The sequence below is a fragment of the Streptomyces violaceusniger Tu 4113 genome, from assembly GCF_000147815.2.
Taxonomy (GTDB): Bacteria; Actinomycetota; Actinomycetes; order Streptomycetales; family Streptomycetaceae; genus Streptomyces; species Streptomyces violaceusniger_A.
Genome location: NC_015957.1, coordinates 7,829,462 through 7,841,527, shown reverse-complemented (window position 1 = coordinate 7,841,527; position 12,066 = coordinate 7,829,462). Strand labels below are relative to the sequence as shown.

Genomic DNA, 12,066 nt, shown 5'->3' with positions numbered 1-12,066 from the left:
ACGCGGCCCGGCCGCTCCGGGGTCTGATGCGCCGTCGGGCCGGAAAGTTCCCCCGGCTTCCTATCGATTGCACATCTGTTGGGGCACAAGAAGGTGATGAAACCCAACCCTGTGCCACTTTTCTCGGTCTTACACCGTGGTAGGCGGACGAGACTCCCGTCCGCGGGAAAGCCATGGGATACGGGGCCGGATGCACATCTCTTTTCTTATTCACAACGCGTACGGGATCGGCGGGACGATCCGGACCACGTACAACCTCGCCCGTTCCCTGGGAGAGCAGCACGATGTGGAGATCGTGTCGGTGTTCCGCCACCGCGACCAGCCGATCTTCGACCCTGGTCCGCGGGTGCGGCTCAGCCATCTCGTGGACATCCGGAAGAACAGCCCGTCCTACGACGGCGCCGACCCGGACCACGGCCGCCCGGCGGAGGTCTTCCCCGCGTCCGAGGGCCGCTACAAGCAGTACAGCGCCCTCACCGACCGCCGTATCGGGGACCATCTCCGCCGCCTGGAGGCCGATATCGTTGTCGGAACCCGGCCCGGGCTCAATGTCCACGTCGCCCGCGAGGCCCGCCGCGGTCCGGTACGGGTCGGCCAGGAGCACCTGACGCTCGGCACCCACTCCACAGGGCTGAAGCGGGCCCTGCGCGCCGTCTATCCCCGGCTGGACGCGGTGACCACCGTGACCGAGGCCGACGCGCGGACCTACCGCGACCAGATGCGGCTGCCCGGCGTACGGGTCGAGGCGGTCCCCAACAGCGTGCCCGAGCCCGGTCTCGAGCCCGCCGACGGCACCGGCAAATGGGTTGTCGCGGCCGGCCGGCTGGCCCCGGTGAAACGCTACGACCTGCTGATACGCGCCTTCGCGAAGGTCAGTGCGGCCCGCCCCGACTGGCGGCTGCGGATCTACGGTGGCGGCGCCCAGCACGCCAAGCTGCGCGCCCTCATCGACCAGCTCGGCCTCTACAACAACGTCTTCCTGATGGGCCCGGCCAATCCGCTCGACCCCGAGTGGGCCAAGGGCTCCATAGCCGCCGTCACCTCCAGCCTGGAGTCGTTCGGCATGACCATCGTGGAGGCGATGCGCTGCGGCCTTCCCGTGGTGTCCACCGACTGCCCGCACGGGCCCGCGGAGATCATCGACGACGGGGTGGACGGCCGTCTCGTGCCCACCGGCGACACCGACGCCATTGCCGCCGCGCTGCTCGACCTCATCAACAACGACGAGCTGCGCCAGCAGATGGGACAGGCGGCGCTGAAGGACTCGGCCCGCTTCGACCCCTCCCGGGTGGCCGGGCGCTACGAGACGCTGTTCTCCGGTCTGGTCGCGCGCAGCGGGCTGCGTGGCTCGCTGCACCGCGCCCGCGGCTCCATACTCAGTGGCGCGTTCGCCACCAAGGACTCCCTGCGGAAGGTGCGTGTCGCATGAGTGCAACGGCACAGGCAGCGCAGCACGTCGAGCAGGCAGCGCAGCACGTCGAGCAGGCAGCGCAGCACGTCGAGCAGGCAGCGCAGCACGTAGAGGAGGACAGGATGAGTGAGGCCCCCGAGGCCGCCCCCGCCCGCGCCGACTGCGTGGCGGACTCCGCCGGAGGGCTCACCTTCCACATCGCCGACCGGGCCCGGCCCGGCCCGGGCGGCCACGACGACTGGAGCGGTGCGCTGGTGCTGGTCCGCCGGGGCGCGGCGGACACCCCCGACGGGGAGGTGCGGCTGCCGCTGGGCCCCACCGCGGACGGCCGGCTGCAGGCCGCCCTGCCCAGCACCGTCGCCCTGCCCGAGGGCCGCTGGGACGTCCATGTGGCCCACCGGGACACCGAGCCGCGGCGGCTCGCCCCGGGCCTGAACGATCTGCGCTCGCTCGTCGACCGCCGGCCGGGGCCGAGCACCAACCCGCTGTCCGTGCGCATCCCCTACGCCACCAAGCACGGCAATCTCTCGCTGCGCAGTTGGCGGCGGGCGCCCCACGCCGAGGCCGGGGAGATACGGCTGGAGGACGGCACGATGGCCGTACGGGGACGGCTCTACCGCGTCGCGTACCCGTCCGAGTGGCTGGCCGAGGCGGTCGTCGAGGCCCGCTGCCGCCGGAGCGCCGCCCCCGTACGGACGGCACCGCTGGTGGTGGACGGCCCGGACTTCTCCTTCACGCTCTCCTACGCCGAGCTCGCGCGGAGCTGGGACGGCGGCGCGCAGGTCTGGGACCTGTGGCTGCGCCCGGCGGACGAGTCCATGGCTCCGGCCCGGCTCGCCCGGATCCTGGACGATGTCGCGGACAAGAAGGAGATCTTCACCTACCCGCCGCGCACGGTGTCAGGTCCGCACGGGGAGGCGCAGGCCCAGCCGTACTACACCCGGGACAACGATCTGGCGGTGCGGATCGAGGCGCCCGCCTGACCCAAGGAGAGCAGCCGGGTGAGCAGGAGAGCCTTGAGGACGGGGGTTGTCCTCAAACGGTGGCAGACTCGGCCGCATGCTGGAGACCTCGGCCCGACTGCTCCGCCTGCTCTCCCTGCTGCAGGCCCACCGCGAATGGTCCGGCGCGGATCTCGCCGACCGGCTCGGCGTCACCCCGCGCACCGTGCGCCGCGATGTGGACCGGCTGCGCGAGCTCGGCTACCCCGTGCACTCCGCGCCGGGCACCGGCGGCGGCTATCAGCTCGGCGCGGGCGCCCAGTTGCCGCCGCTGCTGCTGGACGACGAGGAGGCGGTGGCGGTCGCGGTGCGGCTGCGCCAGGCCGCGGGCGGCGGGGTCGAGGGCATCGAGGAGACCTCGGTACGGGCCCTGGCCAAGCTGGAGCAGGTGCTGCCGGACCGGCTGCGCCGCCGGGTGGGCGCGCTGAGCGCCTTCACCGTGCCGCTGTCCGGCTGGAGCCCCGGCCCCGGGGTGGACCCCGGGGTGCTGACCGAGCTGGCCGCCGCCTGCCGGGACTGCCATCAACTGCGCTTCGAGTACCGCGACCACGGCGGTGCCCTCACCCGCCGCACCGCGGAACCGCACCGGCTGGTCGCCGCGCAGCGCCGCTGGTACCTGGTGGCGTGGGACGTCGACCGCGCCGACTGGCGTACGTACCGGGTCGACCGGATCACCCCGACCCCGCCGCACGGCCCCCGGTTCACCCCGCGCCGTCCGCCCGCCGAGGACATCGCCGCCTATGTGGCCCGGGGCATCACCACCTCGGTCTACTCCCAGCGGGCCACTGTGCTGCTGCGGGTGCCCGCCGAGCGGGCGGCCGAGCGGTTCTCGCCCTTGGTGGGGGTGCTGGAGGCCGTCGACGAGCAGAGCTGTCTGCTGCACACCGGCGCCCACGGCCCCGATGTGCTGGTGCTCCATATCGCGCTGAGCGGCTTCGACTTCGAGGTGCGCGAGCCGGTGGAGCTGAACGACCACATCCGGGAGATCAGGGACCGTCTGGATCGGGCCCTGGGCTGATCGAGCCCCGCGCCTTGAGCCGCCGGTCCTGCTCCAGGCTCGCCACCTCGGGATGGTGCAGATCGAAGGCCGGCGATTCGGAGCGGATCCGGGGCAGCGTGGTGAAGTTGTGCCGGGGCGGGGGACAGGAGGTCACCCACTCCAGGGAGCGGCCGAACCCCCAGGGGTCGTCGACCTCCACCTTTTTTCCGTACTTGGCCGTCCGCCAGACGTTGTAGAGGAACGGCAGGGTCGACAGGCCCAGCAGGAAGGCGCCGATCGTGGAGACGGTGTTGAGCGCGGTGAAGCCGTCCGCCGCCAGATAGTCGGCGTAGCGGCGCGGCATCCCCTCCACCCCCAGCCAGTGCTGCACCAGGAAGGTGGTGTGGAAGCCGGTGAACAGGGTCCAGAAGTGGATCCGGGCCAGCCGCTCGTCCAGCAGCTTGCCGGTGAACTTGGGCCACCAGAAGTAGAACCCCGCGAACATCGCGAAGACGACCGTGCCGAAGACCACGTAGTGGAAGTGGCCCACGACGAAGTAGGTGTCCGTGACATGGAAGTCCATGGGCGGTGAGGCCAGGATGACGCCGGTGAGCCCCCCGAAGAGAAAGCTCACCAGGAACCCGAGCGCCCACAGCATCGGCGCCTCCAGGGACACCGAGCCGCCCAGCATGGTGCCGATCCAGTTGAAGAACTTCACCCCGGTCGGCACCGCGATCAGAAACGACGTCAGGGAGAAGAAAGGCAGCAGCACCGATCCCGTGGCGAACATATGGTGGGCCCAGACGACCATCGACAGTCCGGTGATGGCCATGGTCGCGCCGATCAGCGTCACATAGCCGAAGATCGGCTTGCGCGAGAAGACCGGGATGATCTCGGTGATGATGCCGAAGAACGGCAGCGCGATGATGTAGACCTCGGGATGGCCGAAGAACCAGAAGAGGTGCTGCCACAGCAGCGGCCCGCCGTACTGGGCGTCGAAGACCACCGCCCCGAACCGCCGGTCCGTCTCCAGCGCCAGCAGCGCCGCCGCCAGCACCGGGAACGCCATCAGGATCATGATCGAGGTGAAGAGGGTGTTCCAGGTGAAGATCGGCATCCGGAACATCGTCATGCCCGGCGCGCGCATCGCCATGATGGTGGTCAGGAAGTTCACCGCGCCCAGGATCGTCCCGAAGCCCGACAGCGCCAGCCCCATGATCCACAGATCGGCGCCGACACCGGGGGAGCGGATCGCGCTGTTGAGCGGGGCATAGGCGGTCCAGCCGAAGGCCGCGGCGCCCTGCGGCACCACCAGACCGGTCAGCACCATCAGCCCACCGAACAGATACAGCCAGTACGACAGCATGTTGAGGCGCGGGAAGGCCACATCGGGCGCGCCGATCTGCAGCGGCATGATCTCGTTGGCGAACCCGGCGAAGGCCGGGGTCGCGAACAGCAGCAGCATGATCGTGCCATGCAGGGTGAACGCCTGGTTGAACTGCTCCTGCGAGGCGATCTGCAGGCCCGGGCGGGCCAGCTCGGCGCGCATCACCAGCGCCAGCACGCCGCCTACCAGGAAGAAGCCGAACGACGAGACCAGATACAGATGCCCGATCTTCTTGTGGTCGGTGGTGGTGACCCAGTCCACGAGCACGCTGCCCTGCCGCGTCACCCCTGCCGGACCGGCGGCCCGCGCGGTGTCTGTCGCCATCGGGGCTCCTCTGCGTCCTGGGCGGGTCCCGCCATGATCGCGCGGAGGCTCCCGCGATCCGCGGAGCAGCCCGGAGCTGTCCGGAGCGTCACTCCCTCGGGGACAGCAGCGGACCGAGTGGCCCAAGGTCCAGATTGAGATCGGAGGGCGCGATGCCGTAGCGCTCGCAGAGCGTGCCCATCCGGTCCTCCAGCAGCATCAGCGTGACCCCGATCCGCTCTTCCTGGTCCTCGGTCAGATCGCCCTCGTCCACCCGGCGCAGCGCCTGCCGCTCCATGAGCTGGCGCAGCAGCTCCACGACGGTCAGCACCAGCTTCATCAGGTCGCGTTCGACGGTGTCCTGATCCAGCTCCACCTTGCGGCTCACGGTTCCTCCCAGGGGGACGGGACATTGGCGTTGACCGAGCTGATGAGGGCGCGCAGATCGATGCGGACCAGATCGACGTCGGCGATCCGCAGGGTCAGATCACCGGTGATCACCACGCCGCCGGCGAGCAGCCGGTCCAGCACGTCCACCAGGGCGATCTGCTGATGGGCCAACGGGCCCTCCGGGGCCATCGTCATCCGTCCGCCCCCGCGCTCTCGGCTCCGTCCCGGGCGTCGGTCTCGTCCGGGGCGGTGAAGGAGTACGGCGCCCAGGGGCCGGTCAGCTCCACCCGCAGCGCGGCTGTCCGCCCGGCCAGCTCACCGACCCGTTCGGCGAAGGCGGCGCTGTCCTCGCGCCGCACCAGATACGCGGCGTTCAGTACATTCCGGTCGGACACCCCCGACAGCCGGGGGTCCTGCGGCGGATGCAGCCGGGCCCGCTCGGCCAGCCCGCTGAGGGTGTCGTGCACCAGCCGCGCGCCCTCCTCCGTATCACCCCAGCGCCGCTCGGCCGCCTGCCGCTGTGCCTTGCGGCGGCGCAGATAGTCGCGGCCGGACATGCCGCCCGGGGCGTTCGGGGTCCCGGCGGGCGGCCCCTCGGGCGCGGGCCGCTCCTCGGGCGCGGGCGTCGCGGCGTACGCCTTGACGCCCCATTCGACTCGGCCCTCCAGCCGGTCCAGCGCCGAGGCGAACCGCTCCCGCCCGGTGGCGAGCATCCGCCGCAGCCCCTCCTCGCCCTGGCAGACGGTGGCCAGCCGGACCGGTATGACACAGGATTCGGCGCCGACGGTGTCGACCACCCGCTGATGGGTCCGGGCCACCTGCTCCAGCCACGCCATGTCCTCCAGCCGCTGCCGCAGCGGGCCCTCGTCGAAATCCTCGGCCGGTACGGCGCCCGCCAGCACGGCGAGCCCCAGATGGCGCACGGCCACCACCGGTTCGCCCGCGACACCGGGCACCTCCTCGAGGGCGGTGAGGACGTCCAGGGCGGCCTCCGGCGCGTCGGTGTCGCGCACGACCGCGTAGGCGTACCGCAGTCCTTCGGTCATTCGGCGCTCTCCCGGTTCTCCCCGCTGGTCACCTCGGTCTTCTCCGGGCCGTTCACCTCGGTCTTCTCCGGGCCGTTCACCTCGGCCCGGGCGCGTGACGAGAGCGACGGGTCGTGCTCCCACCAGTCGATGCCCATCTCCTTCGCCTTGTCGACCGAGGCCACGATCAGCCGCAGCTTGATCGTGAGAAGTTCGATATCGAGCAGATTGATGCGGATATCGCCCGCGATCACGACACCCTTGTCGAGCACCCGCTCCAGGATGTCGGCGAGGTTGGCCCCGCCCTCGCCGCGGCCGGCCAGCCCGTACGACCCCGAGGAGCCGAACGACGAGGCCGGTGAGCCATACGCGCCGGCTGTCGGGGCCACACCGCCCCGGGTGGTCACAGAGTCCCGTTCGCCCACTGGCGTGCCTCCTCCAACCGGTCGAGCAGCGCATCCTCCTGCCGCTCGAACTCTTGTCCGTCTATCACGCCCTGGTCGAGCTGGGACTCCAGCTCGGCCAGGGCGCGCTGGATGTTGGCCGGGTCGTAGTACTCCCGCTCCGCGGCGGCGACGACCTGCCTCAGCACCCAGCCGATCATCAGCATCAGGAGTCGACGAAGCTGTACGGCGGCAGCGGACCGTTGATCCGCAGCTTCAGCCAGGGGTGGGCCCGCTCCACGTCGGCGGCGGCCGTCAGCAGCGGATCGGCGCCGTCCTTGGCGAGCAGCAGGGACAGGCTGAGGAACCAGCCGCCGCTCTCCGGGCCGGGGCGCACGTCCTCGGCGGCCGGGGCCAGCGCCTCCTCCACCAGCTTGGCGTCCCGCACCTCGCGGGCCCGCACCGCGCTCGCCATCAGCTCGCCGAAGCGCACCCGTTCCTCGTAGGTGCCGCCGCCGGCCGCCCGGTTGGCCTCCGCCATCACCCGCAACTCCGGCTCCTCGGCGAGCACTTGGTGGAGCACCGCGTCCTCGTCGTGCACGACCTTGACGTTGTACTCCACCCGGTCGGCCAGCCGGCTGAGCTGGTCCTGGTAGCGGTCGGCGTGCTCGGCCAGCACGCTGCGGACGTCGTCGTCGCTGGAGGAGACGCTGCCGAAGCGCATCGGCAGCACCGGGCGGGAGTCGCTCACCTCGGCCAGCACATGCTGATGGGCCAGCAGATCGCGGCGCCGGGGCTTGAGCTCCGGCGGGCAGTCGCTGACGATCGCGGCCAGCTCGCCCTGGTTCAGCGCCCGGACCGGCAGCGGAGGGTCGCCGATGCCCAGCAGCCGATCGCCCAGGTCCCGGACCTCGCCGCGCGCGATGCCGTAGACATACGTGGTCATGCGGACTCCTCGGACTTCCTCGGCGCCGCCTTACGGGCCGGACGCCGACGGCGATGCTCCTCCTCCTCGTCCTCGTCCGACGGCCGGATCGCGTCGGCCACGGACTGGGCGGCCTTGGAGACGGTGTCGCCGGCGCCGGACAGGGCGCCCTTGGTCTTGCTCCGCGCGCCGTTCTCGGTGATGCCCTCGACGACCTCGGGCAGGCCGGGGGACTTGCTCGGGCCCGACTCCAGGTCGAGCCGGTTGCAGGCCTCGGCGAACCGCAGATAGGTGTCGACGCTCGCCACCACGATCCGGATGTCGATCTTGAGTATCTCGATGCCGACGAGGGAGACGCGGATGAACGCGTCGATCACCAGCCCTCGGTCGAGGATGAGCTCCAGGACGTCGTACAGGCCGCTGGTGCCGCCCCCGCCCCTGGATTGCTGTGCCGGGACAACAGTGGTCATGTCGGGTGTTTCCTCTCGTATCGGTGGGCGTCCGGTTCGCCGCCGTCAGCGGCGGTCGCTCCGGCCGCGCTCATAGCGGCGGAGGCGGCGGTATCCGGTGAGCAGGCCGTCCGGGTCGAGGATCACCTCGTACAGGGCCATCAGGCTCATCGTCTCCGGTACCCGCTCCAGCTCCACCACCTCGGCCTCCAGCAGCCACCCCTCGTCGGTCCGCTCCAGACGGGGGAGGGACTCGGGGTACAGGCCCGTCAGCTCGACGAGCTGTTCACGGGCGGCACGCAGGAGTGCCAGCGGGCTCGGACCGCCGGCCGCCGTCTTCTCGGGGGTTTCATCTGATCTGTCAGTCATGTTGGCTCCGGTGGCGGCGGGTACCGCGTCCCGGTGGGCGTAAACCTCGACGTTCGGCCCCGAGGCCCCGGCGATTTGTGGTGGAATTGTGTGCTCCGGAGGGGTCCGGGCAGCGCTTTTCCGGCCGCCGTGTGAATTGCTCGAAAGATCTCGGCGGTGCTCCGCCGCCCATACCGGAGCCGGTCGTTTGACGCGGGATATCGACGAAAACTCGCAATCATCTTCGAGGGGTCAACACAAGCCCCGGAAGAGTGATGAAGTCGCCCACAAACCCGGGCGTGTTTTCTGTGACACAAGTGTGACGAATGGCGGCCGTGAGAGGCATGAGGCAGTAGCAGTCCTTCGCCACTCTGGGTTTGCCCCGCGTAGGGAGCCACCTACGGTGGCGTCATGGGACCTGTACCGAACCTTCCGGCCGAACCCGACGACGACCTCGACAGCTATGTGGGCCTCGATGCCCGGACCGCCGAGGAGAGGGCGCGCGCACGCGGCTGGAGCACCGTACGGACGCTTCCGCCGGGCGCGATCATCACGATGGAGTATCTGCGCGGGCGGATCGACTTCGAGGTGGACGACGGCACCGTGAAGCGCTGCTGGCGCGGCTGACCGGCCCGGATCCGCGCCGGTGGGCCGGTGGGCCGGTGGGCCCGGCCCGGACACGACCACGGCCCCGGACGCTCCGGCGGGAGCGTTCGGGGCCGTGGTGTGACCGGTCGGCGCGGGGAAGGAGGTGCGTACCGCCCCGCGGCCCGGTGGGTGGCTCAGCCTCCGGTGGCGGTCCGGCCGCGGGAGGCGCCGGACGGGCCGAAGGGCGTCGTGGCGCGCGGCACCCGGTCGGCGTGCGGCGGCCGGCGGCTGCCGACCGGGGTGACCGGGGTGCGCTCGGAGCGCACCGTGTGCTGGCGGACCGGGTGGTGGGGCCGCCCGTCGGGGCCACGGCCGGTGGCACCGCCGGACCGGACCACGGCCACGGGCTCGCGGGCGGGCAGCTCGTCGTCGCGGGCGGCGCGCGGGGTGGCCAGCGGGGTCCCGGCGACCGGCCGCCTGGACGGCAGCGGCGCGGGCGCCCAGCCCTCGCGCATCCGGCGCCACAGGGTCAGCAGCAGCACCTCGGCGCGGGCCATGGCGGGCTCCAGCCACGGCAGCGCCAGCAGCACCAGCACCCCGGCGGCCCAGCCCAGCACCACATCGCTCAGCCAGTGGGTGCCGAGGTAGACGGTGGTCATGCCGACCCCGAAGGCGAAGCCCGCGGCGATCAGCGAGGCGACCCGGCGCGCGACGGGGGTGGTCGCCAGATAGGCCAGAATCCCCCAGGTGACCACGGCGTTCGCGGTGTGACCCGAAGGAAATATATCGCCGGTGCCCCACATCTCATTGGAGCCGACGGTGGTCGCGTAGTGCGGACCGAGCCGGCCGAAGCCGATCTTCACGGCGCCCACGGTGGCGTTCAGCAGCAGCAGGGAAGTGCCCAGCGCCAGCAGCGGGCGCAGGGTCCGCTGCCGGTAGCAGCACCACCCCAGCCAGGCGGCGACGGCCACCGCGGTGGGTCCGCGCTGGCCCATGACCACGAAGTAGTCCAGGAAGGTGTGGAACTCGGGCCACTGCTTGTAGGGCCGGAAGAGCATGATCTGCCAGTCGAGCTTCACCAGCCATGAGGTGGTGAGCACGCCGATCACGGTCGCCGCGTAGACCGCCAGCGTGGTCCCGAGCAGCCAGAAGCGTGTTCGGGTCATGCGCGGTCGCGCGAGATCGGGCCTTCGCTCCTCGGACGCGGGGAGCTTGTCTTCGGTACGCACCTAATCGACGTTACATTGCGTGACAGGCGAGTTCGGTCGATCAGGTCGCTTTGTGATGACGATGTGATGTGGAGTGCGTCTCGTCCACGGCTTTTGGCCGTGCCCTTTCCAAGGAATGCAGGAGGCCCGGGAACTTTTCTGCTCCCGTCCTTCCAATGGGCGTGTCTCAGGGACTTTATGGAATTCTTACAGGGCGAGTTTATCGCTTATTGGCCGTACCGTTCCCGGAAGTTTCCCCAGGTGTCGCCGGGCGGCCGGGGGTGATCGTCCGCGGGGCCCGGCCCGGCCGGACGGGGTGGCCGGATCATGGCGGTCCGGAGCCATGCAGCCAGAAGGCGCCGTACACCGCCGAGGCGAGCCCGGCCGACCCCAGGACCAGCGCGGCGCGCACCGGGCGCAGCCGGGCCAGGGCGACCGCGATCGGCAGCAGCAGCGGGAAGGCCGGTATCAGCAGTCGGGGCTTCGAGCCGAAGTAGCCCTTCGCGGCCAGCGCCAGGACCAGCACCGCCCCGCCGTAGGCCAGCAGCGGCAGCGGCTGGCGCTGCCGCACACAGCGGATCGCGAGCCAGATCAGCGCCCCGACACCGAGCAGCAGCCCGAGCCCGCCCACGAAGGGCGGCTTGATCAGCAGCCCCCCGATGAAGCCCGCGAAGGCCAGCCCGCCGTCGAAGCCGTTCCCCCAGCCGTTCTGGATGTCGAAGTAGCCGGTGACGCTGCCGGTCCGGACGGCGACCCACGCCACATAGCCCAGCCACCCCAGCGGCGCGAGCACGACGCCCGCGAGCAGGCGGAGAGGTGGCGGCGCGAAGCGCCTCCCTTGAGGGTGGTGGCGGGCGACGGGCGGGCGTGTCCGCCACGCCTGGCGCCACCGCCCTTCGGGCAGGAGCTCCACCGCGGCCGCCGCCCAGAGCGCCGCGACCACCGCCGCCCCCACCGGCCGGGTCAGCCCCGCCAGCGCCGCGAACAGCCCCGCCCACAGCCACCGCCGGGTGAGCGCCGCATAGACCCCCCAGGCGGCCAGCGCCGTGAAGAGCGACTCCGAGTACGCCATCGACTGGACGATCCCGACCGGCAGCACGCCCCACAGCACGGCCAGCGTGAGGCCCACCCGTCGTCCGTACAGCAGATCGCCGATCGCGAAGATCCCCCAGGCGGCGAACAGGGACGTGACCCAGCTCACCAGCAGACCGGCGTCGGCCGCGTCCAGCGGGGCTATGGCCGATATCACTCGCTCCAGGCCGGGGAGCAGGGGGAAGAACGCCAGGTTGGAGTGGACCGCCCCGCCGGGCAGATGGATCGTGTAGCCGTATCCCTCCTCGGCGATGCGGGTGTACCACAGCGAATCCCAGCGCGCCGAGAGGAGCTGGTGCGGGCTCTTGTCCGCGAAGGCCCCCCAGATCGCGAGAACCACGAGCCCGAGCAGGCGCGTCCCCGCGTAGGCGAGCAATGCTGGGGCGGCCCGGCGCAGCGCGGCCCGAGCGGCGCGGCCCGGTCGGCCGTCGTCGCTGAGCGGCGCGGTGCCGGCCTGGGCGAAATCAGTCACGGCGACGATTATCAAGGATGGCCAGGACCGCCCGCCGGGGGCTGTGGACAACCCCCGGCGGAGCGGCCGCGGGGGCTGTGGACAACGGCGGACGAACGCGAGACG

15 protein-coding genes are annotated in these 12,066 nt (G+C 71.3%); 4 read left to right on the top strand and 11 right to left on the bottom strand.

Going from position 1 to position 12,066, the window contains the following annotated elements; all coding sequences use genetic code 11:
* Positions 1 to 190 precede the first annotated feature (190 nt).
* The 3 genes from STRVI_RS31915 (at position 191) to STRVI_RS31905 (ending at position 3,430) form a co-directional block, all read left to right on the top strand.
* On the top strand, positions 191 to 1,429 hold the full coding sequence (locus STRVI_RS31915; protein WP_014059696.1) for a glycosyltransferase family 4 protein: 1,239 nt from the start codon (positions 191 to 193) through the stop codon (positions 1,427 to 1,429).
* 104 nt (positions 1,430 to 1,533) lie between these two features.
* Positions 1,534 to 2,394 carry a hypothetical protein gene (locus STRVI_RS31910; RefSeq protein WP_014059695.1) on the top strand — a complete coding sequence of 287 codons (861 nt, stop codon included), beginning with the start codon at positions 1,534 to 1,536 and terminating at the stop codon, positions 2,392 to 2,394.
* 76 nt (positions 2,395 to 2,470) lie between these two features.
* Positions 2,471 to 3,430 carry a helix-turn-helix transcriptional regulator gene (locus STRVI_RS31905; protein WP_014059694.1) on the top strand — a complete coding sequence of 320 codons (960 nt, stop codon included), beginning with the start codon at positions 2,471 to 2,473 and terminating at the stop codon, positions 3,428 to 3,430.
* Here STRVI_RS31905 and ctaD read toward each other — a convergent pair.
* The 9 genes from ctaD to gvpO form a co-directional block, all read right to left on the bottom strand.
* Positions 3,399 to 5,102, bottom strand: coding sequence for an aa3-type cytochrome oxidase subunit I (gene ctaD, locus STRVI_RS31900; RefSeq protein ID WP_014059693.1), 1,704 nt, complete (start codon positions 5,100 to 5,102; stop codon positions 3,399 to 3,401). The two genes, STRVI_RS31905 and ctaD, sit on opposite strands and share 32 nt — an antisense overlap.
* A gap of 88 nt (positions 5,103 to 5,190) precedes the next feature.
* Positions 5,191 to 5,469, bottom strand: coding sequence for a gas vesicle protein K (locus STRVI_RS31895; protein WP_014059692.1), 279 nt, complete (start codon positions 5,467 to 5,469; stop codon positions 5,191 to 5,193).
* Positions 5,466 to 5,666, bottom strand: coding sequence for a gas vesicle protein (locus STRVI_RS31890; RefSeq protein ID WP_014059691.1), 201 nt, complete (start codon positions 5,664 to 5,666; stop codon positions 5,466 to 5,468). Before STRVI_RS31890 ends, STRVI_RS31895 begins: the two co-directional genes overlap by 4 nt.
* Positions 5,663 to 6,517, bottom strand: coding sequence for a GvpL/GvpF family gas vesicle protein (locus STRVI_RS31885; RefSeq protein WP_014059690.1), 855 nt, complete (start codon positions 6,515 to 6,517; stop codon positions 5,663 to 5,665). The genes STRVI_RS31890 and STRVI_RS31885 overlap by 4 nt, the downstream gene beginning before the upstream one ends.
* On the bottom strand, positions 6,514 to 6,819 hold the full coding sequence (locus STRVI_RS31880; protein WP_050994029.1) for a gas vesicle protein: 306 nt from the start codon (positions 6,817 to 6,819) through the stop codon (positions 6,514 to 6,516). Before STRVI_RS31880 ends, STRVI_RS31885 begins: the two co-directional genes overlap by 4 nt.
* Before the next feature lie 80 nt (positions 6,820 to 6,899).
* Positions 6,900 to 7,088: a gas vesicle protein GvpG gene (locus tag STRVI_RS31875; RefSeq protein ID WP_353477057.1), complete on the bottom strand. Its 189-nt coding sequence runs from the start codon at positions 7,086 to 7,088 to the stop codon at positions 6,900 to 6,902.
* Positions 7,089 to 7,105: 17 nt separating this feature from the next.
* The gene (locus STRVI_RS31870; protein ID WP_014059687.1) at positions 7,106 to 7,825 is read right to left on the bottom strand and encodes a GvpL/GvpF family gas vesicle protein; all 720 of its coding nucleotides are present in this window, start codon (positions 7,823 to 7,825) and stop codon (positions 7,106 to 7,108) included.
* A complete protein-coding gene (locus STRVI_RS31865) occupies positions 7,822 to 8,274 on the bottom strand; it encodes a gas vesicle structural protein GvpA (RefSeq protein ID WP_014059686.1) in 453 nt (150 codons plus the stop codon). Before STRVI_RS31865 ends, STRVI_RS31870 begins: the two co-directional genes overlap by 4 nt.
* A gap of 45 nt (positions 8,275 to 8,319) precedes the next feature.
* Positions 8,320 to 8,622, bottom strand: coding sequence for a gas vesicle protein GvpO (gene gvpO, locus STRVI_RS31860; RefSeq protein ID WP_014059685.1), 303 nt, complete (start codon positions 8,620 to 8,622; stop codon positions 8,320 to 8,322).
* A gap of 390 nt (positions 8,623 to 9,012) precedes the next feature.
* Here gvpO and STRVI_RS31855 point away from each other — a divergent pair, with 390 nt between their 5' ends.
* The gene (locus STRVI_RS31855) at positions 9,013 to 9,228 is read left to right on the top strand and encodes an I78 family peptidase inhibitor (RefSeq protein WP_014059684.1); all 216 of its coding nucleotides are present in this window, start codon (positions 9,013 to 9,015) and stop codon (positions 9,226 to 9,228) included.
* A 155-nt stretch (positions 9,229 to 9,383) separates the two neighbouring features.
* On the opposite strand, the gene STRVI_RS31850 is transcribed toward STRVI_RS31855, so the two are convergent.
* Positions 9,384 to 10,418 (bottom strand): phosphatase PAP2 family protein, encoded by a 1,035-nt coding sequence (locus STRVI_RS31850; RefSeq protein ID WP_043236871.1) that lies wholly within the window; start codon positions 10,416 to 10,418, stop codon positions 9,384 to 9,386.
* Between the two features lie 304 nt (positions 10,419 to 10,722).
* Positions 10,723 to 11,961 (bottom strand): glycosyltransferase family 39 protein, encoded by a 1,239-nt coding sequence (locus STRVI_RS31845; RefSeq protein ID WP_014059682.1) that lies wholly within the window; start codon positions 11,959 to 11,961, stop codon positions 10,723 to 10,725.
* Positions 11,962 to 12,066: the final 105 nt, after the last annotated feature.